Source organism: Mycobacterium gordonae, assembly GCF_001417955.2.
In the GTDB taxonomy this organism is placed as follows: Bacteria; Actinomycetota; Actinomycetes; order Mycobacteriales; family Mycobacteriaceae; genus Mycobacterium; species Mycobacterium gordonae_B.
On sequence record NZ_LKTM01000389.1, the window covers coordinates 1 to 21703 of the forward strand.

Annotated in this window: 22 protein-coding genes; 13 read left to right on the forward strand and 9 right to left on the reverse strand. The window is 65.8% G+C overall.

Annotated features, from left to right (window positions below; all coding sequences use genetic code 11):
* The 4 genes from ipdC to echA20 form a co-directional block, all read right to left on the reverse strand.
* Positions 1-771, reverse strand: a 771-nt coding sequence (gene ipdC / locus AO501_RS33885) for a (3aS,4S,5R,7aS)-5-hydroxy-7a-methyl-1-oxo-octahydro-1H-indene-4-carboxyl-CoA dehydrogenase (protein ID WP_055581940.1), incomplete at its 3' end; no start/stop codon positions are given.
* On the reverse strand, positions 771-1514 hold the full coding sequence (ipdB, locus tag AO501_RS33890) for a cholesterol ring-cleaving hydrolase subunit IpdB (RefSeq protein WP_055581941.1): 744 nt from the start codon (positions 1512-1514) through the stop codon (positions 771-773). The genes ipdB and ipdC, both read right to left, overlap by 1 nt.
* Positions 1511-2392: a cholesterol ring-cleaving hydrolase subunit IpdA gene (gene ipdA, locus AO501_RS33895; RefSeq protein ID WP_055581942.1), complete on the reverse strand. Its 882-nt coding sequence runs from the start codon at positions 2390-2392 to the stop codon at positions 1511-1513. Before ipdA ends, ipdB begins: the two co-directional genes overlap by 4 nt.
* Positions 2389-3147, reverse strand: coding sequence for a (7aS)-7a-methyl-1,5-dioxo-2,3,5,6,7,7a-hexahydro-1H-indene-carboxyl-CoA hydrolase (gene echA20 / locus AO501_RS33900; protein ID WP_055581943.1), 759 nt, complete (start codon positions 3145-3147; stop codon positions 2389-2391). Before echA20 ends, ipdA begins: the two co-directional genes overlap by 4 nt.
* Positions 3148-3212: 65 nt before the next feature.
* Between echA20 and AO501_RS33905 the strand changes: the two genes are divergently transcribed.
* Together AO501_RS33905 and AO501_RS33910 are read left to right on the forward strand one after the other, a co-directional pair.
* Positions 3213-4001, forward strand: a complete 789-nt coding sequence (locus AO501_RS33905) for an SDR family oxidoreductase (RefSeq protein WP_371934991.1) — start codon at positions 3213-3215, stop codon at positions 3999-4001.
* Between the two features lie 15 nt (positions 4002-4016).
* Complete coding sequence (locus tag AO501_RS33910; protein WP_055581944.1) at positions 4017-4931, forward strand: SDR family oxidoreductase; 915 nt, start codon at positions 4017-4019, stop codon at positions 4929-4931.
* A gap of 71 nt (positions 4932-5002) precedes the next feature.
* On the opposite strand, the gene AO501_RS33915 is transcribed toward AO501_RS33910, so the two are convergent.
* From AO501_RS33915 to AO501_RS33925, 3 genes are read right to left on the reverse strand one after another with little or no spacing between them, the layout of a single operon-like run.
* The gene (locus AO501_RS33915; RefSeq protein WP_055581945.1) at positions 5003-5458 is read right to left on the reverse strand and encodes a nitroreductase family deazaflavin-dependent oxidoreductase; all 456 of its coding nucleotides are present in this window, start codon (positions 5456-5458) and stop codon (positions 5003-5005) included.
* Positions 5459-5468: 10 nt separating this feature from the next.
* Positions 5469-5855, reverse strand: coding sequence for a hypothetical protein (locus AO501_RS33920; protein WP_055581946.1), 387 nt, complete (start codon positions 5853-5855; stop codon positions 5469-5471).
* A gap of 4 nt (positions 5856-5859) precedes the next feature.
* Positions 5860-7023, reverse strand: coding sequence for a steroid 3-ketoacyl-CoA thiolase (locus tag AO501_RS33925; RefSeq protein ID WP_055581947.1), 1164 nt, complete (start codon positions 7021-7023; stop codon positions 5860-5862).
* A 132-nt stretch (positions 7024-7155) separates the two neighbouring features.
* On the opposite strand from AO501_RS33925, the gene AO501_RS33930 reads away from it, so the two are divergent.
* From AO501_RS33930 to AO501_RS33960, 7 genes are all read left to right on the forward strand, one after another.
* The gene (locus AO501_RS33930; RefSeq protein WP_055581948.1) at positions 7156-8406 is read left to right on the forward strand and encodes a cytochrome P450; all 1251 of its coding nucleotides are present in this window, start codon (positions 7156-7158) and stop codon (positions 8404-8406) included.
* 5 nt (positions 8407-8411) lie between these two features.
* A complete protein-coding gene (locus AO501_RS33935) occupies positions 8412-9416 on the forward strand; it encodes an acyl-CoA dehydrogenase family protein (protein WP_055581949.1) in 1005 nt (334 codons plus the stop codon).
* On the forward strand, positions 9417-10580 hold the full coding sequence (gene fadE29, locus AO501_RS33940) for an acyl-CoA dehydrogenase FadE29 (RefSeq protein WP_055581950.1): 1164 nt from the start codon (positions 9417-9419) through the stop codon (positions 10578-10580).
* On the forward strand, positions 10577-11530 hold the full coding sequence (locus tag AO501_RS33945) for a bifunctional MaoC family dehydratase N-terminal/OB-fold nucleic acid binding domain-containing protein (RefSeq protein WP_055581951.1): 954 nt from the start codon (positions 10577-10579) through the stop codon (positions 11528-11530). Before fadE29 ends, AO501_RS33945 begins: the two co-directional genes overlap by 4 nt.
* Positions 11527-11928 carry a MaoC family dehydratase gene (locus AO501_RS33950; protein ID WP_055581960.1) on the forward strand — a complete coding sequence of 134 codons (402 nt, stop codon included), beginning with the start codon at positions 11527-11529 and terminating at the stop codon, positions 11926-11928. The genes AO501_RS33945 and AO501_RS33950 overlap by 4 nt, the downstream gene beginning before the upstream one ends.
* Positions 11929-13086, forward strand: coding sequence for a lipid-transfer protein (locus AO501_RS33955; RefSeq protein WP_055581952.1), 1158 nt, complete (start codon positions 11929-11931; stop codon positions 13084-13086).
* Positions 13087-13214: 128 nt separating this feature from the next.
* Positions 13215-14054: an endonuclease domain-containing protein gene (locus tag AO501_RS33960; RefSeq protein ID WP_055581953.1), complete on the forward strand. Its 840-nt coding sequence runs from the start codon at positions 13215-13217 to the stop codon at positions 14052-14054.
* Positions 14055-14116: 62 nt separating this feature from the next.
* On the opposite strand, the gene AO501_RS33965 is transcribed toward AO501_RS33960, so the two are convergent.
* The gene (locus AO501_RS33965; RefSeq protein WP_055581954.1) at positions 14117-14977 is read right to left on the reverse strand and encodes a MaoC/PaaZ C-terminal domain-containing protein; all 861 of its coding nucleotides are present in this window, start codon (positions 14975-14977) and stop codon (positions 14117-14119) included.
* A 1-nt stretch (position 14978) separates the two neighbouring features.
* Entirely contained in the window at positions 14979-16661 is a 1683-nt protein-coding gene (gene kstD, locus AO501_RS33970) for a 3-oxosteroid 1-dehydrogenase (RefSeq protein WP_055581961.1), read from the reverse strand.
* Positions 16662-16733: 72 nt separating this feature from the next.
* Here kstD and AO501_RS33975 point away from each other — a divergent pair, with 72 nt between their 5' ends.
* The 4 genes from AO501_RS33975 (at position 16734) to AO501_RS33990 (ending at position 21452) form a co-directional block, all read left to right on the forward strand.
* Positions 16734-17519: a 2-keto-4-pentenoate hydratase gene (locus tag AO501_RS33975; RefSeq protein WP_055581955.1), complete on the forward strand. Its 786-nt coding sequence runs from the start codon at positions 16734-16736 to the stop codon at positions 17517-17519.
* A gap of 76 nt (positions 17520-17595) precedes the next feature.
* On the forward strand, positions 17596-18510 hold the full coding sequence (locus tag AO501_RS33980; RefSeq protein WP_055581956.1) for an acetaldehyde dehydrogenase (acetylating): 915 nt from the start codon (positions 17596-17598) through the stop codon (positions 18508-18510).
* Positions 18507-19562: a 4-hydroxy-2-oxovalerate aldolase gene (gene dmpG / locus AO501_RS33985; protein ID WP_055581957.1), complete on the forward strand. Its 1056-nt coding sequence runs from the start codon at positions 18507-18509 to the stop codon at positions 19560-19562. The genes AO501_RS33980 and dmpG overlap by 4 nt, the downstream gene beginning before the upstream one ends.
* A gap of 108 nt (positions 19563-19670) precedes the next feature.
* The gene (locus AO501_RS33990; RefSeq protein WP_055581958.1) at positions 19671-21452 is read left to right on the forward strand and encodes a PPE family protein; all 1782 of its coding nucleotides are present in this window, start codon (positions 19671-19673) and stop codon (positions 21450-21452) included.
* Positions 21453-21703: the final 251 nt, after the last annotated feature.

The following is a 21703-nucleotide window of genomic DNA, read 5'->3' on the forward strand; positions in this document are numbered from 1 at the left end:
CGCCGCCGTGAAACCCCTTGCCCGCGAACCGCTTTCCAGCTTCTCGACCAGGCCGGTCCGCAGCACCCGGTGCGGCATGCCGTCGACGCGGGTGGTGACCACCGTGCCGTCCAGGGCCGACTCCAGGTACCGCCGCTTGACGGCGTCGGGCACCGTGGAATCCGACGTGAGCAGGAAGCGGGTGCCCATCGCCACCCCGGCCGCGCCGTAGGAAAGTGCCGCCGCCAGTCCGCGTCCGTCGAAGAAACCTCCGGCGGCGATCACCGGGATGCCGGTGCCCTTGACCGCGTCCAGGACGGACGGCAACAGCAGGGTGGTGGCGACCGGGCCGGTGTGCCCGCCGCCTTCACCGCCCTGCACGATCATCGCGTCGGCGCCCCAGCCGGCCACCTTGCGGGCATGCTTGGCCGCACCGATCGACGGAACAACCACCGCGCCGGCCTCTTTGAGGCGGGCGATCAACTCGGGCTTGGGCGCCAGCGCGAACGACGCGACCTTGACGCCCTCGCGAATCATCAGTTCGACGCGATCGCCGGCGTCGGCGGCATCGGCGCGGATGTTGACGCCGAACGGCTTGTCGGTGGCGGCTTTGACCTTGCCGATGGCGGTGGCCAGCTCGTCCAGTGTCATGGTGGCCGAGGCCAGGATGCCCAACCCGCCGGCGTTGGCCGTCGCCGACACCAGCCGCGCGCCGGCCACCCAGCCCATCCCGGTCTGCACCACCGGGTGCTCGATGCCGACCAGCTCGGTCAGCGGTGTCCTGAGCTTCACTACCGGATCTCTCTGTCGCGCAACGACTTCGGGTCGATGATCTCACGGATCAGGCGCAGTTCGTCGTCGGTCGGCTGCCGGGTTTCGTCCGCCTCGTCGAGGCCGTGCACGTCGAACGACGTGGCTTCGCGGACGTCGTCGGGCGCGACACCGGGGTGCAGCGACAAGGCCCGCATGGTGTGCTCCGGTCCGCCGAAGTCGAAAACGCCGAGATTGGACACCACGCGGAAGACGTTGACGAACCGGAACGCCGGGTTGTCCGGGTCCACTTTGTCGTAACCGATGCCGCAGACGATATCGACCGTATCGGTGAACACCCGCTTGGAATGGTTGCCGACCCAGTAGCTGGTGGCGTGGTTGATCGTGTTGCCCGGCGAGCCGCGCAGCCCGAACATCTGCCGGGTCGGCTGCTGCAGCGGGCCGAACGCCGAGATGTTCTGATTGCCGTAGCGGTCAACCTGATTCGCGCCCATCACCACATGGCGCCGGCCCCAGGACAGCGTCTCGAAGACCCGCCCGAACGGCATCCAGCCCTCGACCGGCCCCGTCTTGCCGAGCGCCGGGGTGTCGGCCAGCAGTTGCGCCTCCCCGTCGGTGAGCAGGATGTCGGGGGAGAACGTCAGTCGTGCCAGCCGGGCGCCCACCGAGGCCATGTTGGTCATCGGGCTGATCATGATTTCGCCGGCATCTCTGAACAGCTCGGCGCAGGCGACCGCGCACACTTCGGCTCGGGTGGCGGTCATTTCGCTGCCTCCTCGGCGAACTTGCGCACGGCGGCCTGGTAATCCTCTTCGCTGCCGGACAGATACGTGGCCACGAACTGCTGCCAGCCCTCTTCACTGGACGCGGCCTCGGCGTAGTGGCGCTGGAACTTCTCGTCACGGCCGTAATCGGGTGCGGCGGTGGTGAAATGAGCGCCGCCGGGTGCCTCCACCACGCCGTCCACCATCATCCGGTTGATCAGCAATGCTTGGGGCGGAACCGATTTGACGAGTTCCTCGGTGGGGACGACGCGCTCCACCGACAGGAAGCGCTGGTCGGCGGCCATCAGGAACAGGTCGTCGAAGTAGGGGTCGATGCCGGTGTAGGCGGCGTTGCCCCTCTCGTCGCCGAGATTGAGGTGCGCGAAGGCGACGTCGAGCCGCAGCGCAGGCATCGCGATCAGCGTCTCGGACCCGCCGTCGGTGGGGTAGGGGCTGGTGACGGTCTTGAGCTCGCCCTCCCAGAAGTCCAGCACCGCACTGCCGAGCCCGGCGCGAGTCGGCAGGAACGGCAGGCGTTGCGCGGCCGCCTGCAGGCCGTTGCGCAGCATGCCCTCGTCCATCTCGCGCGCCTCGATAGCACCGCTGGTGCGGGCTTTTGCGAACCACGGGTCGTAGAACGGCGGCGAATCCAGCGAGACGAATCCGTAGTAGACGCGCTTGACCTTGCCGGCCGAGCACAGCAGGCCCAGATCAGGTCCGCCGTAAGTGACCACCGTCAGGTCGGTGACGTCGGTGCGCAGTAGGGCGCGCACGAAAGCCATCGGCTTGCGGCGTGATCCCCAGCCGGCGATGCCGATGGTCATGCCGCTGCGCACGTGTGAGACGGCGTCGTCCAGGGTGGTGCGCTTATCGGTCATTCCTTCTTGCCCTTCGCCGTGCCGGCGAATGCATCGCGGTGTTCGTCGGCGACACCGGCCAGGTTGAGTTCGAACGTAAACCCTTGTTCCATGCGGTAACTCGAATTGACGCGTTGCACATCGATCAGGTTGAGCGCCTCCTTGGCGGCGCGGATGACCCGGGTGTCCTTGGCGGCGATGTCGCGGGCCACCCGCAGCGCGGCCTCATCCAGCTCGGCGCGCGGCACCACCTCGTGCACCGAACCGAAGTGGTGCAGCGTCGCGGCGTCCACGGTGGCGGCGGTGAAGAACAGTCGCCGCATCATGTGCTGGGGGACCAGGCGGGACAGGTGAGTGGCCGCGCCGAGCGCACCGCGCTCCACTTCCGGGAGGCCGAAGATCGCGTCGTCGGAGGCGACGATGACGTCGGCATTGCCGACCAGGCCGATCCCGCCGCCGACGCAGAAGCCGTTCACCGCGGCGATGACCGGGACCGCGCATTCATAGACCGCGCGGAACGCGGCGAAGCAGCCGCGGTTCGCGTCGATCAGCGCGGTGAACCCTTCGGTCCGCTGCATTTCCTTGATGTCGACACCGGCGTTGAAGCCGCGGCCCTCGGCGCGCAGGATCACCGCGTGCGTCTGTGGGTCCCGTCCGGCGGCCGTGATCGCGTCGCCGAGTTCGAACCATCCCTGCGAGGGAATGGCGTTGACGGGCGGGTAGTCGACGGTGACCGCGACTATGCCGGGTTCTGTCGTTGTGGAGGTGATCGTCATGGCACTTCCTGCTGAGTCTGCTGGGTCAGTTACCTAAGCAAGCACTTGCTTGGTACGCTAGCACAGTGACCCAACCCCAATCAGCCCCCGGCGGCATCAATCTGGGTTTGGCCGGGCGTGTGGTGCTGGTGACGGGTGGCGTTCGCGGCGTCGGTGCCGGTATCAGTTCGGTATTCGCCGAGCAGGGCGCGACGGTGGTGACCTGCGCCCGGCGGCCGGTCGAGGGCTTTCCGCACGAGTTCCACAGTTGCGATGTGCGCGATGAAGAGGCCGTCAAGGGCCTGATCGACTCGATAGTCGAGCGACACGGCTCGCTCGATGTCGTCGTCAACAACGCCGGTGGTTCGCCCTACGTGTTGACCGCGGGATCCAGTCCGAAATTCAGCCGCAAGATCATCGAGCTCAATCTCATTGGCGGCCTGGTGGTTTCGCAGTTCGCCAATGATGTAATGCAGAACCAACCCGGCGGCGGGTCGATCGTCAACATCTGCAGTCTCAGTGGCCGGCGGCCGAGTCCGGGCACCGCGGCCTACGGGGCGGCCAAGGCCGGCTTGGAGAGTTTGACCGAGACGCTGGCGGTGGAGTGGGGGCCCAAGGTCCGGGTCAACGCGTGCGTGGTCGGCATGGTCGAAACCGAGCAGGCCGACCTTTTCTACGGTGACGCCGAGTCGATCGCCGCGATTTCGAAGAATGTGCCACTTGGCCGACTGGCCAAGCCAGAGGATATCGGTTGGGCCGCAGCCTTTTTGGCGTGTGACGCGGCCTCGTACATCAGCGGGGCGACGCTGGAGGTGCACGGTGGCGGCGAGCCGCCGCACTATCTGGCCACAACGAACGCCAGCGCGATCAAGTAGAGGGAGAAGGTAAGTATGGGTTTGCTCGACGGACGGGTCGTCATCGTCACCGGCGCGGGCCGCGGGATCGGCCGTGCGCACGCCCTGGCGTTCGCCGCGGAGGGTGCGCGCGTGGTGGTCAACGACATCGGGGTGGGACTGGACGGTTCGGCCGGCGAAAGCCCGGCGCAGCAGGTGGTCGACGAAATCAACGCTGCCGGTGGGGAAGCCGTCACCAACGGTGACGACATCGCCGACTGGACGGGCGCACAGAACCTGATCGACACGGCGGTCGACACCTTCGGCGGCCTCGACGTGCTGGTCAACAACGCCGGATTCATTCGCGACCGAATGTTGGCCAACACCAGCGAAAGTGAGTGGGACGCCGTCATCCGCGTGCACCTCAAGGGGCACTTCGCGACATTGCGGCACGCGGCAGGCTACTGGCGCCGGCAGATCAAAGCCGGCACCGTCGGCCCCGATGACCTGAATGCGCGCATCATCAACACCAGCTCGGGCGCCGGCCTGCAGGGCAGCGTCGGGCAGGGCAACTACTCGGCCGCCAAGGCCGGGATCGCAGCGTTGACCCTCGTCGGCGCAGCCGAATTGGGCCGGTACGGCATCACCGTCAACGCGATCGCGCCCGCCGCCCGCACCCGGATGACCGAGGCCGTCTTCGCCGAGACCATGGCCGCGCCGGAGGACGGCGGATTCGACGCCATGGCCCCGGAGAACGTCTCGCCGCTGGTGGTCTGGCTGGGCAGTGTCGAATCCCGCGGCGTCACCGGCAAGGTGTTCGAAGTCGAGGGCGGGCTGATCCGGGTGGCCGAGGGCTGGGCGCACGGGCCGCAGATCGACAAGGGTGCGAAGTGGGATCCCGCCGAGCTGGGTCCGGTGGTCACCGACCTGCTGGCCAAGTCGCGGACGCCGGTCCCGGTCTACGGGGCGTAATTTCGCGTTGACCCTGCGCCCAGGGTGCGGATGTGCGACTGGGCTACGCCGCAGGCGCAGAATGGATGCAGCTAAGGGTCGCAGATGACGATCGGGATCGTGCGATCGGTCCAGGACTGGTAGTCCTCGTAGCTCGGGTACATGTCGACCAGCTTCGGCCAGTACGTGGCGCGTTCCTCGTCGGTGGCGTCGCGAGCGGTGAGGTCCAGCACTTCCTTCTTGATCTGCACCTGCACCTTCGGGTTGGCCTTGAGGTTGAGGTACCACATGGGGTTCTTGGCAGCCCCGCCCTTCGACGCCGCCACGATGACCCGGTCGCCGTCACGCAGGAAGTACAGCGGGCTCACGCGAGGTTCCCCGGTTTTGCGGCCGGTCGTGGTCAGCAGTGCGACAGGGATCTTCTGGAACGTGCCGCCGAGGCCTTCACCTCCGTTGCGGCGGTACATCCAGGTGTTCAGCCGCGACATCCACTTGATGAGGTGATCGGTGAGGGGCGAATCCTGAAACTTTGGACGGGGTTTGGGCATGGAGGTGATCCTAGTGCTGGATGAACGGCGTGAAACTGGCCCTGATGTGCTGGATCTCGGCTTTGCCGGTCGCGCTTTCGGCCGGAATCACGAAGGTCTCATCGACCCGCGCCGCGATCCGCCGACCACCGAACGCCGCCTTGCTCAGCACGTTGTAGCGGGCGTGTACTTCGTCTCCGTCGATACGGTAGTCCGGCGGCGTCGCGTCGGCGATGACGCGGTACTGCAATCCGCGATTGAGGCCGCGGCGCAAATGATTTCCGGAGAAACCGTTACGCAGCCCCAGTTCGGTGCGGGTGCAGCCGGCCGCGAACGGAACGGCCTCGGCGTCATGGCTGACCAGCGCGTCGATGTAGCTTTGTGCGGCCGCGATGCGACTTTCCTCGGAGACGTGCACGGAGCTAGATGCGTTCGATGATGGTCCCGGTCGACAGGGCACCACCCGCGCACATGGTGATCAACGCGGTGCTCTGATCGGTGCGCTCCAGTTCGTGCAGCGCGGTGGTGATCAACCGGGCGCCGGTGGCGCCCACCGGGTGGCCCAGGGCGATGGCACCGCCGTTGACGTTGACCCGGTCCATGTCGGGCTCGTGGACCCGAGCCCAGGACAGCACCACCGACGCGAAGGCTTCGTTGATCTCGACGATGTCGATGTCACCCATCTTCATGCCGGCCTTCTCCAGCACCCGGGCAGTGGACTGGACGGGACCGTCGAGGTGGTAGTAGGGCTCGGCGCCGACGTTCGCCTGGCTCACGATTCTCGCGCGCGGCCGGAACCCGAGCGCCTTGGCCTTGTCCTCATCCATCCAGAGCACCGCGGCGGCGCCGTCGGAAATCTGCGACGAGGTACCCGCCGTGTGGATGCCGCCCTCCATTACCGGCTTGAGCTGGCTGAGCCCTTCCAACGTCGTCTCGCGCAGGCCCTGGTCGCGGGTGACCGGTGCGCGCTCGTCGGTCGGCCGCTTGTTCTCGTCGAGCACCGGGGCCACGATCGGGGAGATCTCGCGGTCGAACCGGTTCTCTTCCCACGCCCGCTTGGCCTTCGCCTGGGAGGCCAAGCCGAACGCGTCGATCTCCTCGCGGGTGATTCCGCGTCGCTTGGCGATGCGCTCGGCGGCCTCGAACTGATTGGGCATGTCGATGTCCCAGGAGGCCGCGCGGATCGCCCCGCGGTCGGGGCCGGCGTTGGCGCCCAGGCCCACCCGGCTCATCGCCTCGATGCCGCAGGCGATGCCGATGTCGATAGCTCCGGTCGCGATCAGTCCGGCGACCAGGTGGTTGGCCTGCTGGCTGCTACCGCACTGGCAGTCGATGGTGGTGGCGCCGACGTGCTCGGGCAGCCCGGCCGTCAGCCACGCCACCCGGGTGATGTTGTTGGACTGTTCGCCGAACTGCGTCACGCAGCCGCCGACGAGCTGTTCCACGTCGCCCGCATCAATCCCGGCCTTTTCGACCAGTGCCTTCTGTACCGCCCCGAGTAGTTCGGTGGCGTGCAGTCCTGACAGCCATCCATTGCGCTTCCCGATGGGGCTGCGGGTGGCTTCGACGATTACCGGGTTACCCATGAAGCCAGGCTAGAACACGTTTCATTACTATGACAAGCGAGGATGGTTACCTGCCTTTTATCTGCGCAGGAGCCGTGTTTTACTGGCACTAGAACACGTTGCAAATAGTGTTGTAAAAGGAGCGCACCGTACATGGCACCCCCCAACATTCCCGCCGACTTCGACTTCCTTGACCCCGACGTCAACCTCGCAGGATTGCCCGTCGAGGAGCTTGCCGCGCTGCGCAAGGCGGAGCCGATCCACTGGGTCGACATCCCCGGCGGCGCGGGTGGGTTCGAGGACCACGGATATTGGCTCGTCACCCGGCACGGCGACGTCAAGGAGGTGTCGCGGCGCAGCGACGTCTACTCCAGCTGGCTGAACGGCGCCATCCCGACGTGGCCGCCGGAGATGAAGCGCGAGCAGGTCGAACTGCAGCGCAGCGTCATGCTCAACATGGACGCCCCCCACCACACCCGGCTGCGCAAGATCATCTCCCGCGGCTTCACTCCGCGGGCCATCGGACGGCTGGAGGCCGAGCTGGCGCAGCGCGCCCAGAACATCGCCAAGACGGCGGCGACCGCGGGCAGCGGCGACTTCGTCGAGCAGGTGGCGTGCGAGCTGCCGCTGCAGGCGATCGCGGGCCTGCTCGGCGTCCCCCAGGAGGACCGCGACAAGCTCTTCCGCTGGTCCAACGAGATGACCGGTGGCACCGACCCGGAATACGCCACCGTCGATCCCGCGCAGTCGTCGATGGAGCTGATCATGTACGCCATGGCGATGGCGGCGGAGCGGAACCAGAACCCCACCGACGACATCGTCACGACGCTCATCCAGGCCGATATCGACGGCGAGAAGCTGTCGGATGACGAGTTCGGCTTCTTCGTGATCATGCTCGCGGTCGCCGGCAACGAGACCACCCGCAACTCGATCACCCACGGCATGATCGCCATGGCGAACAACCCCGATCAATGGGAGCTCTTCAAGAAGGAGCGCCCGTCGACCACGGCCGACGAGATCATCCGTTGGGCCACACCGGTGTCGGCCTTCCAGCGCACCGCCAGTGAGGACACCGAGTTGGGCGGCGTACAGATCAAGAAGGGCCAGCGGGTGGTGATGTCCTACCGCTCGGCCAATTTCGACGAGGACGTCTTCGACGACCCGCACACCTTCAACATCCTGCGCGAGCCCAACCCGCATGTCGGCTTCGGCGGCACCGGCGCCCACTACTGCATCGGCGCCAACCTGGCCCGCATGACGATCAACCTGATCTTCAACGCGGTCGCCGACCACATGCCGGACCTCACGCCGATCGGTGAGCCCGAGCGGCTGCGCTCCGGCTGGCTCAACGGCATCAAGCACTGGCAGGTCGATTACACCGGCAACAGCGCGGCGGCGCACTGATCGCGATGGACTTCAATCTCAGCGCAGAGCAAGAAGCCGTCGCCGACGTCGTGACCTCGGTTCTGGACCGGGAACTGAGCTGGAAAGCGTTGGCCGACGGCGGGGTAACGGCATTGGCCGTGCCCGAACGTCTCGGTGGTGACGGGGTCGGACTGGCGGAGGTGGGCACGGTGGTCACCGAAGCCGGCCGGCACGGCGCCATCACACCGGCACTGGTCACCCTGGGTTTCGGTGTGGTGCCGCTGCTCGACCTGGCGTCCGAGGAGCAGCAGGACCGGTTCCTGGCCGGGGTAGCGAAGGGCGGGGTGTTGACCGCCGCCCTCAACGAACCTGGGTCCGCACTGCCGGACCGGCCGACGGTGTCGTTGTCGGGCGGCCGGTTGTCGGGCGTGAAAGTCGGTGTCGGATATGCGGAGTCGGCGGACTGGATCCTGGTAACGGCCGACAGCGGCGTCGTGGTGGTATCGCCGAAGGCCGACGGAGTGGGGCTGGTCCGTACTCCGACGTCCAGTGGCGCCGACGAGTACACGGTGAGCTTCTCCGACGTCGCGGTCGCCGACACCGACGTGTTGGAGGGCGCATCGGCGGTGCGGGTGAATCAGTTGGTACTGGGCATGATCGGCGCTTATGCGGCCGGCCTGGTGGCGGGGGCGCTGCGACTGACCGCCGACTATGTGGCCGGGCGCAAGCAGTTCGGCAAGCCGTTGTCGACCTTCCAGACCGTCGCGGCGCAGTTGGCGGAGGTTTACATTGCCTCGCGCACAATTGATTTGGCGTCCAAAGCGGTGATCTGGAAACTGGCCGAGGGTCGCGACGCCGGCTCCGACCTGGACGTGCTCGGCTACTGGCTGGCCTCGCAGGCGCCACCGGTGATGCAGACCTGCCATCACCTGCACGGCGGCATGGGTATGGACATCACCTACCCGATGCACCGGTACTACTCCACGATCAAGGACCTGACCCGGCTTCTGGGTGGGCCTTCGCACCGTCTCGATTTGGTTGGAGTTTAGATGTTTATCGACTTGACCCCGGAGCAGCGGCAGCTGCAGGCGGAACTGCGCGAGTACTTCACCAACCTGATTTCGTCCGATGAGGCGAAGGCGATGGAGCAGGACCGCCACAACGAGGCCTACCGAGCGGTGATCCGCCGGATGGGCAAGGACGGCAAGCTCGGCGTGGGCTGGCCGAAAGAGTACGGCGGCTTGGGATTCGGGCCGATCGAGCAATCCATCTTCGTCAACGAGGCGCACCGCGCCGACGTGCCGCTGCCGGCGGTGACGCTGCAGACGGTGGGTCCGGTGCTGCAGCAGTTCGGCACCGAGGCGCAGAAGAAGAAGTTCCTGCCGGCGATCCTCGCCGGTGAGGTGCACTTTGCGATCGGTTACAGCGAACCGGAAGCCGGCACCGACCTGGCGTCGCTGCGGACCTCAGCGGTGCGCCAGGGCGACGAGTACATCGTCAACGGCCAGAAGATGTGGACCACCGGCGGACACGATGCCGACTACGTCTGGCTGGCCTGCCGTACCGACCCGGAAGCCGTCAAGCACAAAGGCATTTCGATCCTGATCGTCGACACCAAGGATCCCGGCTACTCCTGGACGCCGGTCATCCTGTCCGACGGCGCGCACCACACCAATGCCACGTACTACAACGACGTGCGGGTGCCGGCCGACATGCTGGTGGGTGAGGAGAACGGCGGATGGCGGCTGATCACCACCCAGCTCAACAACGAGCGGGTGATGCTCGGACCGGCCGGCCGCACCGCGGGCATCTACGACCGCCTGCACGAGTGGGCGTCCAAGCCCGGTGGCAATGGTGTCACCCCGATCGACCATCACGACGTCAAGCGGGCGCTCGGTGAGATCTACGCGATGTGGCGGGTCAACGAGCTGCTGAACTGGCAGGTTGCGGCGGCCGGCGAGGATATCAACGTGGCCGATGCGGCGTCGACGAAAGTCTTTGGCACCGAGAAGATTCAGTACATCGGACGGCTGGCCGAAGAGATCGTCGGCAAGTACGGGAACCCGGCCGAGCCGGAGACGGCGGAACTGCTCGAGTGGCTGGACTCGCAGACCAAACGCAACCTGGTGATCACCTTCGGCGGCGGCGTCAACGAGGTCATGCGCGAGATGATCGCGGCGGCGGGTCTCAAGGTGCCGAGGGTGCCTCGATGAACGAACTGCAGGACGCGATCGGGGAGATCGTCGCGGCCGGTGGCGGTAAGCCGCGCGTCGGTCGTGATCCGGTCAACCAGCCGATGATCAACAACTGGGTCGAGGCGATCGGAGACCGCAACCCGATCTACGTCGACGAGGCCGCGGCCCGTGCGGTGGGACACCCGGGACTGGTGGCGCCTCCGGCGATGATCCAGGTGTGGACCATGTTCGGGCTGGGTGGGGCACGCCCGGACGACGATCCCATGGGCCCGATGATGAAGCTGTTCGACGACAACGGCTACATCGGAGTGGTCGCGACCAACTGCGAGCAGACCTATCACCGCTATCTGCGGCCCGGCGAAGAAGTCAGCATCACGTCCGAGATGGGCGATGTGGTGGGGCCGAAACAGACCGCTTTGGGCGAGGGCTTCTTCATCAACCAGCACATCGTGTGGCGGGTCGGTGACGAGGATGTAGCCGAGATGAACTGGCGCATCCTGAAATTCAAGCCGGCTGGTGGGGGTTCTTCGGCTTCGGCCGTGCCGGATGACCTGGACGCGGACGCCATGATGCGCCCGGCGTCGTCACGGGACACGGCGTTCTTCTGGGAGGGTGTCAAGGCGCACGAGTTGCGGATCCAGAAGCTGGCTGACGGTTCGCTGCAGCACCCGCCGGTTCCGGCGGTGTGGCAGGACCCGGCCGATCCTATTGATTATGCCGTGGCCAGCGGACGTGGCACGGTGTACAGCTTCGTGGTGCACCACGCGCCGAAAGTGCCCGGCCGCACATTGCCTTTCGTGATCGGGCTGGTGGAACTGGAGGAAGGCGTCCGGATGCTGGGCGAGTTGCGGGGTGTCGATCCCGCCGCGGTGGAGATCGGAATGCCGGTGCGCGCAACGTATATCGACTTTCCGGCCGGAGATTCGGGGCCGGAGTGGACGCTGTACGCCTGGGAGCCGGACGCATGAGTGCGCCGGTTGTCGAGGTCGGGTTGCAGCTGCCTGAGCTGAAGCTCGAAGGGACCCCGACGTTCATCATCTCGACGGCCCTGGCTACCAGAGACTTTCAGGATGTGCACCACGATCGCGATCTGGCGCAGGCCAAGGGTTCCAAGGACATCTTCGTCAACATCCTGACGGATACCGGTCTGGTACAGCGCTACATCACCGACTGGGCTGGCCCGTCGGCATTGATCAAGTCGATCGGGCTGCGGCTCGGGGTGCCGTGGTACGCCTATGACACGGTGACGTTCTCCGGTGAGGTGACCGCGGTCGAGGACGGGTTGATCACGGTTCAGGTGATCGGCGCCAACAGCCTTGGCAATCACGTCATTGCGACGGTGACGCTGACGATGGGGGACGCGTAGATGTTGTCCGGTAAGGCTGCCATCGTCGGGATCGGCGCCACCGACTTCTCCAAGAACTCCGGCCGGTCCGAGCTGCGGTTGGCCGCAGAGGCCGTTTTGGACGCGCTGGATGACGCGGGGCTGTCGCCTTCGGACGTCGACGGCCTGACCACGTTCACGATGGACACCAACACCGAGGTGGCGGTGGCGCGCGCGGCCGGCATCGGTGACCTGAAGTTCTTCTCCAAGATCGGTTATGGCGGCGGCGCGGCGTGTGCCACCGTGCAGCAGGCGGCTCTGGCGGTGGCCACCGGGGTGGCCGACGTGGTGGTCGCCTACCGCGCGTTCAACGAACGCTCCGGCATGCGCTTCGGCCAGGTGCAGACGAGGTTGACCGAGAACGCCGACTCGACGGGTGTGGACAACTCCTTCTCGTATCCGCACGGGCTCTCGACTCCGGCCGCGCAGGTGGCGATGATCGCCCGGCGCTACATGCACTGGTCAGGGGCCGGTAGCCGGGATTTCGGCGCCGTGTCGGTGGCCGACCGTCGGCACGCGGCGAAGAATCCCAAGGCTTACTTCTACGAGAAGCCGATAACCATTGAGGATCACCAGAATTCGCGATGGATTGCCGAGCCGTTGCGGCTGCTGGACTGCTGCCAGGAGACCGACGGCGCGGTGGCGATCGTAGTGACGTCGCCTGAGCGGGCGCGCGACCTGAAGCACCGTCCGGCCGTCATCGAGGCGGCTGCGCAGGGATCCAGCCCCGACCAGTACACGATGGTCAGTTACTACCGGCCCGAGATCGGGCTGCCCGAGATGGGCGTGGTGGGCGAGCAACTGTGGTCGCAATCCGGTCTTTCGCCTGCTGACATTCAGACTGCGGTCTTGTACGACCACTTCACGCCGTTCACGCTGATTCAGTTGGAAGAGTTGGGATTCTGCGGCCGCGGTGAGGCCAAGGACTTCATCGCCGACGGCGCGATCGAGATCGGCGGGCGGCTGCCCATCAACACCCACGGCGGGCAGCTCGGCGAGGCCTACATCCACGGCATGAACGGAATCGCCGAAGGGGTTCGTCAGCTGCGCGGCACTTCAGTGAACCCGGTGCCGGATGTCGAGCATGTGCTGGTGACTGCTGGGACGGGTGTGCCGACGTCGGGGCTGATCCTGGGCTAGGGCTGTCCCGGTTTGCCCAACGTGAAGCTAGCTTCACGTTGAGCATCGACTGTGAAGCCAGCTTCACGCTCGGCGGGGCTGGGGATGCATGAAGTGACCCAGACGGCGGCACTTGCAACGCTTCGGCTATGAGAGTGCCATTTCTCGGCAGCGAGGCGATCGCCGCGGGAACTCTGACCAAAAGTCAGTTGCTGACGGGCTACCGGCGGTTGTTCCGGGATGTCTACGTCGATCCGCACATCGAAATCACGGCCGAACTGCGGGCTCACGCGGGTTGGCTGTGGAGTGGTCGGTGTGGCGTCGTCGCAGGCTTCTCCGCGGCGGCGATGCACGGAAGCAACTGGGTCGACGATGCGCGACCGGTCGAGCTGATCTGTGACAACCGGCACCGACTGCCTGGCATACAACCGCGGGGCGATCACATCGAGAAGGATGAGATCGAGGTGATCGACGGTGTCTCGGTGACAACACCCGCTCGCACCGCCCTCGATCTCGGCTGTTGGTACCCGACCATGGCGGCGGTGGCCGCCATTGACGCGCTGGCCCAGGCAACAGAGGTCAAGCCGGCCGACCTCGAATTGTTGATCGACAGGTACGTCGGCCGCCGCGGCATTGTCCGGGCACGGCGCGCGGCGACTTTGTTCGATACGGGCGCGCAATCGCCGAAGGAATCCTGGTTGCGCGTCGTCTTGATCGATGCCGGTCTGCCGCGACCTCAGACGCAGATTCCGGTCAGCGACGAGTTCGGCGAGGTTTTTGCGTATCTCGACATGGGTTGGCCGTCGCTGAAGGTCGCGATCGAGTACGACGGTGAACAGCACCGGACCGATCAGCGGCAGTACAGGTGGGACAGCCGGCGACGAGAAGGCCTCGAACGACTCGGCTGGATCGTTGTCCGGGTGCTGGCCGGGGATCGGCCGGCGGCGATTGTCCGTCGGGTGCGTGACGCTCTGGCCCGCCGAACGTGAAGCTGGTGTCACGTTCGGCGCCCACCGTGAAGCTGGCTTCACGCTGGGCGATCAGCGGAGGGCTAGGCCGGGACGAGTTCGACGCCGCTCAGCACGACCGCGTTGTCGCGCGCCGGCGCGACAACGCCGGCCAGGAAGCGGCCGTCTTCCTTCCAGACGTTGACTTGCAACGTCTCACCCGGATAGGCCACACCCGCGAAGCGGGCGCCATAGGCAGCGACGGCCGAGGCGTCCCCGTCCAGCAACGCGTCGGTGATCGCCTTGCAGGTCATGCCGTAAGTGCACAGCCCGTGCAGGATCGGCTGGGGAAAGCCTGCGGCAGCAGCGAATTCGGGATCGGAGTGCAGCGGGTTACGGTCGCCGCACAGTCGGTACAGCAGCGCCTGCTGTGGCAACAGCGGCATGGCGAGCTCCAGGTCGGGCGCGCGGTCGGGCGCGGCGTCCGAGCCCGAGGGCCCACGCTCGCCCCCGAACCCGCCCTCGCCGCGGGCGAAGATCGACCGCCGCTGCGTCCAGAGCACATCCCCGGAGGGCCCGGTCACCGTCGTCTCGCTCCAGATCACCGCGGCCTTGCCCTTGTCCCAGATATCGGTGAACCGCGTGACCGCCTTGCCCGAACCCGAAGGCGGCAGTGGCCCAGGCACTTCCACTCGCTCCGACGCGTGCAATACCTTGCTCAGTTCGATGTCGATGCCGGGGAACTGCACCGTCGGCGGCGTGGTCATGTGAAAGGTGGCGGCGACGTTGCCGAAAGTGGGTAGCACCTGCGGGGTGTCGTCGATCAGGTAGCGCAGCTCGCGCGGGTCCATCGGGTCGGACCCGGCGCCCAGGCCGAGGTGGTAAAGCTGGATATCGCTACTGGTCCAGGAGAATTCGATGGGATCCAGTTCCGCGGCCAGTGCGGCTTCGACGTCGATCGGCATATCAGCGTGCTCCTGCGATGTGTAGTGCCGCCAGGTACCCGAATGTCATGGCGGGACCGATCGTGCCGCCCGGACCCGGATAGGTGTGCCCCATCACCGGTGCGCTGACATTGCCTGCGGCGTAGAGGCCGTCGATGACGCTGCCGTCGTCGCGCAGGGCCCGTCCGTGCACATCGGTGCGGATGCCGCCCTTGGTGCCGAGGTCGCCCGGCACCATCTTGGCGGCGTAGTAAGGCGCATGGGTGAGTTCGCCCAGGTTCGGGTTCGGCTTGTTGGTCGGATCGCCGTAATACTTGTCGTACGCGCTCTCGCCGCGATGGAAGTCCTCGTCAACGCCTGAGCGGGCGAAGCCGTTGAAACGCGCCACGGTCTTGGTGAATTCGTCGACGGGCAGGCCCGCCTTCCCGGCCAGTTCCTCCAGAGTGTCGGCCTGGATGATCACGCCGGACTCCATCCACTTGCGCGGAATACGTTGCCCGGGCTGCAATCCCGCAAAAATGTACCGCTCCCGGTACTGCTGGTCGAAGACCAGCCAGGCGGGGATGTTCTCACCCGGGCCGGGGCCCTGACCGTACTGGCCGCCGTACATGTGATGGCACGCCTCGACATAGGGCATCGATTCGTTCATGAACCGCTTGCCGGACATGTTGACGATGATCGACCCCGGCGAGTTGCGCTCCGAGAGCGCGAACCACGGGGCGCCCGCCAGTGGCACCGTCGGCCCCCACCACGCGTCTTCCATCAAATCCAGTGCAGCGCCCAGCTTTTCGCCCGCGACAATGCCATCACCGGTGTTGGCCTTGGCGCCGACCGTCCACTCGGTGGTGATGGGGGCGCGCTGATACTTCACCCGCATCTGCTCGTTGTGCTCGAAACCACCGGACGCCAGGATCACCCCGCGCCGGGCCCGGATCAGTCGCGGCTCCGCGGATTCCGGAGCGCCCGCATCGCGGACGTAAACGCCGCGCACCACCCCGTCCTCGACGTAGAGGTCGGTCAGCGCGGTGTTCAGTACGACCGGAACTCCGGCTCGCTGCAACCCGATTCGCAGCGGGCCGATCAATGCGCGCCCCATGCCGACCAGGTTCTTGCCGGTGGCCTTGGCCCACATGGTGCGTCCGCCGACCTTCAAGCTGCGCAGCACACCGCGTGGGTGGCGCTTGAGCATGTTGAGCCGCACGTAATCCTGTTGCATGACGACCACGTTGAGCGGCACCTTGCCGTAGGCAGGTTCCAGTCCCGCCTCGTCCGGACCGAGCTTGCGGGCATTGAACGGCTTCGGCTCGATCGACCGGCCGCCGGCCCGCCCGCCCGGCGCCTCCGGGTAGTAGTCGGAGTAACGCGGTACCCAGCACATCTTCAGCGGCGTGTGCTCGAGGACGAATGAGAGCATCTCCGGCCCGCGCTGTAGGTAGGTGTCGATGCGCTCGGGTTCCACGACATCACCGACGATGCCGTGCAGGTAGGTGCGGGCCGCCTCCGCGGTGTCCTTCACTTTGTAGCGCTGCAGGACCTCGTTGTTCGGGATCCACACGCCGCCGCCCGAGCGGGCGGTCGAACCGCCATAGTGCGGTGCCTTCTCGATGACTACTGTCGAGAGGCCGCGGTGCGCGGCGGTGAGGGCAGCCACCATACCGGCGCCGCCGCTACCCACCACGACGACGTCGTACTCCTGTGCTGTCATGTAGAACACGTTATAGAATTGCCCGGGCTGGGCGCTACTGGCCCGGTCACGCGGACGAAGGAACTTCGGTAAATGCTCAGTGATGCAACCCGAGAAGCGCTTGCCGCCGACCTGGCACAGGCCGAGCGGACCCGTCAGGGAGTCGCCCCGCTCACGCCCGCATACCCCGACATCGACGTCGTCGACGCCTACGAGATCCAGTTGCTCAACATCCGCCGCCGGGTCGCCGAGGGTGCCCGGGTGGTGGGTCACAAGGTGGGCCTGTCGTCGCCGGTGATGCAGCAGATGATGGGCGTCGACGAGCCTGACTACGGGCACCTGCTCGACGACATGCAGGTCTTCGAGGACGTCCCGGTGCCGACGTCGCGGTACCTGCTGCCGCGGGTGGAGGTCGAGGTCGGCTTCATTCTGTCCGGCGACCTGCCGGGCGCCGAGTGCACCGAAGAGGACGTGCTCGCCGCCACCGAGGCATTGGTCCCGTCGATCGAGCTCATCGACACCCGGATCAAGGACTGGCAGATCAAGATCTGCGATACCATCGCCGACAACGCCTCCTCGGCGGGCTTCGTCCTGGGCGCCGCGCGCGTCTCGCCGGCGGATGTCGACGTCAAGGCGATCGACGCGAAGCTGACCCGCAACGGCGAGTTGATCGCCGAGGGCCGCAGTGACGCGGTTCTGGGTAATCCCGTCACCGCCGTGGCCTGGCTGTCCCGCAAGGTGGAAAGTTTCGGCGTGCGGCTGAAGAAGGGTGACATCGTGTTACCCGGATCGTGCACCTTCGCCGTCGACGCGCGGGCCGGCGACGAGTTCGTCGCCGACTTTGCGGGGCTGGGTGCCGTTCGTCTGTCTTTTGAATAAGTCTCGACAAGGAGTGATCGCAATCGCGGCGAAGCCGGGCGAAGCGGGTCGCGACCATGGGGTTAGGAGCGTTGGTATGCCTGCAAAGGCGAGTGTGGCCATTGTCGGATCGGGAAACATCAGCACCGATCTGCTGTACAAACTGCTGAGATCCGACTGGCTGGAACCCCGCTGGATGGTCGGCATCGACCCGGAGAGTGAGGGCCTGGCACGGGCGCGCAAGCTCGGGCTGGAGACCAGTCACAAGGGCGCCGACTGGCTCTTGGAACAGGACGAGAAGCCCGACCTGGTGTTCGAGGCGACCAGCGCCTACGTCCACAAGGCGGCGGCGCCCAAGTACGAGGCGGCCGGCATCCGGGCCATCGACCTGACCCCGGCCGCCGTCGGTCCGGCGGTGATCCCACCGGCGAACCTGCGCGCGCACCTGGACGCCCCGAACGTCAACATGATCACCTGCGGGGGACAGGCGACGATTCCGATCGTGTACGCCGTGAGTCGCGTGGTCGACGTGCCGTATGCCGAGATCGTGGCGTCGGTGGCTTCGGTGTCCGCGGGGCCGGGCACCCGGGCCAACATCGACGAGTTCACCAAGACGACCTCGCGGGGCGTGCAGAACATCGGCGGAGCGGCCCGCGGCAAGGCGATCATCATTCTGAACCCGGCGGATCCGCCGATGATCATGCGCGACACCATCTTCTGCGCGATCCCCGAGGACGCCGACCGGGATGCGATCGCCCAGTCCATCCGTGACGTGGTCGCCGAGGTGCAGACCTACGTGCCCGGATACCGACTGCTCAACGATCCGCAGTTCGACGAACCGTCGGTGGTCAACGGTGGCAATCACGTGGTGACGACGTTCGTCGAGGTCGAGGGCGCCGGAGACTACCTGCCGCCGTACGCGGGCAATCTGGACATCATGACGGCGGCCGCGACGAAGGTCGGCGAGGAGATCGCCAAGGAGACGCTGGCTGTGACAGGAGGCGCACGATGAGCGGCCACATTTTCGAAGGTGCCTGGGACGTCCGGATCACCGACACGTCGCTGCGCGACGGGTCCCACCATAAGCGTCACCAATTCACCAAGGACGAGGTCCGCTCCATCGTGACGGCGTTGGACGCCGCCGGGGTGCCGGTGATCGAGGTGACCCACGGGGACGGACTAGGCGGGTCGTCGTTCAACTACGGCTTCTCGAAGACGCCCGAGCAGGAGTTGATCAAGCTCGCCGCCGAGACTGCGCAGGAAGCGAAGATCGCCTTTCTGATGCTGCCCGGCGTTGGCACTAAAGAGGACATCAAAGAAGCGCAGGACAATGGCGGTTCGATTTGCCGCATCGCCACCCACTGCACCGAAGCCGACGTCTCCATTCAGCATTTCGGGCTGGCCCGCGAATTGGGGCTGGAAACCGTCGGGTTCCTGATGATGTCGCACACCATTCCACCGGAGAAACTGGCCGCGCAGGCCCGCATCATGGCCGACGCCGGTTGCCAGTGCGTCTATGTCGTGGACTCGGCCGGCGCCCTGGTGCTCGACGGCGTCGCTGACCGGGTGTCGGCGCTAGTGGCCGAACTCGGCGAGGACGCGCAGGTCGGCTTCCACGGGCACGAGAACCTCGGCCTCGGGGTGGCCAACTCGGTGGAAGCCGTGCGGGCCGGCGCCAAGCAGATCGACGGCAGCGTGCGCCGGTTCGGTGCGGGTGCCGGCAACGCACCGGTAGAGGCGCTGATCGGGGTGTTCGACAAGATCGGCGTGAAGACCGGCATCGACTTCTTCGACATCGCCGACGCTGCCGAAGACGTGGTGCGCCCGGCCATGCCGGCCGAGTGCCTGCTGGATCGCAACGCGCTGATCATGGGCTACTCCGGGGTGTACTCGAGCTTCCTCAAGCACGCGGTGCGTCAGTCCGAGCGGTACGGCGTTCCGGCTCACCAACTGTTGCACCGGGCGGGCCAGCGCAAGCTGATCGGAGGCCAGGAAGACCAGCTGATTGACATCGCACTGGAAATCAAGCGCGAGCAGGAGAGTGGCGCTGCTGCGGCCCACTAACCGGGTCACGCGATGAATTGAGCAAAACCCGGAAAGGTTGGCCCGGGATCACCTAGTTTCTGTTGTGTTCGGCGGTTTCGGGGCCGCCACCGAAGGGACTGGGTACCGATGAACTTTGCGTTCTTGCCGCCGGAAATCAATTCGCTTCGAATGTTTATCGGTGCCGGCGCCGCGCCGATGCTGCAGGCCGCAACCGCTTGGGACGGGTTAGCCGATCAGCTGGGATCGGCGGCGACGTCGTTCTCATCAGTGACATCGGGGCTCGCCGAACACGCCTGGCAGGGGCCGGCCTCAGCGGCGATGGCTACCGCCGCCAGACCTTACGCGGGGTTCCTGAGCGCTGCCTCGGTCCAGGCCACGAAAGCGGCCGCTCAGGCCAAGACCGTGGCAGCCGCCTTCGAGGCTGCCCGGGCTGCGATGGTCCATCCGCTTGCAATAGCGGCCAACCGCAGCGCTTTTGTGCAACTGGTGCGCTCCAACTGGCTCGGGCTCAACGCACCCGCAATCGCGGCTGCCGAGGGCGTCTATGAGGAGATGTGGGCCGCGGACGTGGCGGCGATGTTCGGCTATCACTCCGGGGCGTCCCTGGCGGCCGCCGCGTTGTCGCCTCTCGAGCAATTGCAGCAGACGTTGCAGACGTTGCCCAACCTGGGGCTCGGGAATGTCGGCCACGGAAACGTGGGCAGCGGCAACACGGGTGATGGCAACGTCGGCAGCGCGAACCGCGGGAATTTCAACTTCGGTAGTGGCAACGGCACATTTTTCGGCACCGAGACCAGCAACAGCAACTTCGGCAGCGGCAACTGGGGTAATAACAATATCGGCAGCGGAAACTTCGGTAATGGCAACATCGGCTTCGGTAACGGTTCCTTCGCCGGCGAAAAAGGCAACGCCAACTTCGGCAACGGAAACTACGGCAGCAACAACGTCGGAAGTGGCAACACCGGAAACTCCAACAACGGCTTCGGTAACACGGGCAATGCCAATGTCGGAAATGGCAACAGCGGTAGCGGTAACGTAGGCAGCGGAAATACCGGGAACAACAATTGGGGCTTCGGTAACAGCGGATCCGGCAACAGGGGATTCGGGAACACCGGCAATAACAACTTCGGCATCGGTCTGACCGGCGACAATCAGGTCGGCATCGGCGGCTTGAACTCGGGCATCGGCAATATCGGCCTCTTCAACTCCGGGAACGGCAACATCGGTTTCTTCAATTCCGGCAACGGTAATATCGGAATTGGTAACTCGAGCAGCGGCAACGTAGGGTTCGGCAACTCGGGTGCCGACTGGGGCTTCCTTCCCGGCGGCCATAACACTGGCTTCTGGAATTCCGGTTCCCTCAATACAGGATTCGGTAACGCGGGTCAGCTGAACACCGGCGGCGGGAACGCGGGATTAGCTAATTTTGGTTATGGCAACGCGGGTGAACTGAACGCCGGCAGTTTCAATGCCGGCATCCTGAACACTGGCAATTTCAATGGCGGCGGATACAACACCGGCGACTTCAATTCGGGCGTATTCAACACCGGCTGGGCCAACTCGGGCATGACCAATACCGGAATCTTCAATGCGGGCGACCTCAACACGGGCGTGGGACTGATCGGCACCGGCCCGGGTCCGAACTCGGGCTTCGGTAACACCGCATCGGGAAGTTCCGGCTTCTTCAACTCGGGCAATGGGACCTCCGGCATTCAGAACGCAGGCGACAACGTCACCGGCTATCTGAATGCGCAGACCGCGCAGGCCTCGGCGGGTATCGGTAACCGCGGCCCGAACGTCGCCGGTATCCGCAACGCGGGTGAGCTGGTGACGGGAATCTTCAACGCTGGACTGAGAGGTTCGGGGTTCTTCAACACGGGGGACTTCCAGTCGGGCTTCTTCCACTAGCGCAATGCCGGCCGCGTCGACGTTTTGCCGTCGGGCAGAGTCAGTGAGGGCATGCCGCGGCGTAAAATAGACCGCAAGGGTTGGGGAACTCTAGCGATAGAGATTTCTCGTGGGGCGGATCATGAAGATGAAGAAGCTGGCAGCCGGTTTCGCGATAGCTGCCGCGTTCTCCGTAATAGCCGTTAATCCTCTCGGCATTCCGACCGTCGGTCTCGACATGCCGCTCGCCAGCGCCAAGCCCGGCGGAGGCG